Here is a 1,583-nt window from a genome sequence, read left to right as displayed (position 1 = left end):
CATACGGCCTTTGCCAACTCTTCGCGGCTGCTAAGAAGTGCTAAGATTTCGAGCCGTATTCGCGAGTTGGTCGCGGAGTTCGCGGATACGGTAATCGTCACGCGCGAGTCGCTCGCTGCGGAACTGGACTACGCGATTGCGATGGCGCATCAGTGCCAGCAGGCGACTGCGGCAATCTCCGCCATCGTGGCCAAGGCGAAACTGTTTGGCCTCATCGACAGCAAGCGTGCCGACACCAACAACGACCTCAACCGCTATTCTCTGATGAGCTCGGACGAACTGATCTACCAGATCACCTCCTTGGCCAATGAGATCGCTCCGCACAAAGGCGACGGTTAAGGAGGATCCCCAGCCCTAGGGCGTATGGAGGCGGTGAGATCCCGAGTTTCTCGTTGAGGTCAGGCCAGCCTGATAACGGTGATTCCCAGCTTCTCGGCGAGGGAACATGTGTACCAGGTTCCGCCGCCGCCCGGGAATCCGACGACCAGATCGGGCTTACCCTCGCCTAGCATTCGTTCGTTGCGGATCAACGCGGCATGTCTGCCTTCGCCATTCCAGTCGGCAGGAAACACCAGCAGTTCAACGCCTCTCACGCGCCGCCGCCCTAGTTACCACTTTGGCTCCGGCCGATAGGCCATTTGCGAAACCACTTTCGTCGCGTCGCCACGCCCTCGGTACTTCCCGATCAAGGCTCTCTCGTCTTCCTCCGAGACCGAACTAACACGGTAGAGGTTCCACATTTTGTCCTTCGTTGGGGAGAGACGGTATGTCCTGCCGTTGGCGCGGCAATGAGGAGATTTCTGGAGCTGCGTCCACTTGCAATCAGCGCCTGACAGGAGCCGCTCTTCTCGAGCCATTCGGTCCTCGTCACGCCATCTCTGATACCGCTCCTGCTGCTCTGCCCGAAGCCGCTCCTCTTCCCGTTCTACGTGGTCCCTGAGTAGGCCGATGATGGCCGGAAGCTCGGTGCCCTCGGCCCTTTCCTTCTCGTAGAGCGCGAGACACCCAGGGCGAAGCTCCTCTTTTGGGTATGAGAAGTATTCCTCGTCCTCGAACGCTCTCAGGCGCTGGCCGACATCTGTCGCCGTTACCTGTGGCCCCGGCATCTCATTGATGAAATCGCGCAGAGCCTCGACCGGTATCCAACAACCCAGGGCGGACTTGAGAAGGACCTCGCGTTGCCCGTCCCACTTCCTCCAGATCGAATTGCCCCGGTCAATCCGCCTAACGATCTCCTGCGCCAATCTGATTAGCGAATAGGGGTCGCGGATGTGGCGCAGGGATGGGCTCTTCACGTACGCGAAGAGGAGTTCCTTAACCGCCGAAATGCGTTCGTCTTCTTTCATCGCATCATCTTCCTTAGGCGCAGTTCTCCGATTAAGCCGCTGCCGTGGCGCTGTTTTGAACAGCGTAGTCAGCATGTCTTTTGGGTGTACCTTTGTCGAACCCTCTTTGGCTTGGTTCGATAAATGTCGTTTGACAACTCAAATCGAACCGCATATTGAGGGACCACTTAAATCGAACCAAAGAGGGTTTTCATGTTCGTCCGCGCTTATCTCCGAGCATCGACCAAAGATCAGGAC

At 57.7% G+C, this 1,583-nt stretch carries 2 protein-coding genes and 1 pseudogene; 1 reads left to right on the top strand and 2 read right to left on the bottom strand.

Annotated features, from left to right (window positions below; genetic code table 11):
* Nucleotides 1-339, top strand: a pseudogene (locus tag X742_RS1000000175085) (terminase small subunit); the annotation flags it as partial.
* A gap of 59 nt (nucleotides 340-398) precedes the next feature.
* Here X742_RS1000000175085 and X742_RS140570 read toward each other — a convergent pair.
* Together X742_RS140570 and X742_RS140575 are read right to left on the bottom strand one after the other, a co-directional pair.
* On the bottom strand, nucleotides 399-593 hold the full coding sequence (locus tag X742_RS140570; RefSeq protein WP_023775580.1) for a hypothetical protein: 195 nt from the start codon (nucleotides 591-593) through the stop codon (nucleotides 399-401).
* A gap of 15 nt (nucleotides 594-608) precedes the next feature.
* The gene (locus X742_RS140575; protein ID WP_023775579.1) at nucleotides 609-1,346 is read right to left on the bottom strand and encodes a hypothetical protein; all 738 of its coding nucleotides are present in this window, start codon (nucleotides 1,344-1,346) and stop codon (nucleotides 609-611) included.
* Nucleotides 1,347-1,583 lie beyond the last annotated feature (237 nt).

Source organism: Mesorhizobium sp. LNHC229A00, from assembly GCF_000502415.1.
Taxonomy (GTDB): domain Bacteria; phylum Pseudomonadota; class Alphaproteobacteria; order Rhizobiales; family Rhizobiaceae; genus Mesorhizobium.
The sequence above is the reverse complement of the archived record's forward strand: the minus strand, read 5'-3'. Positions and strand labels throughout refer to the sequence as shown.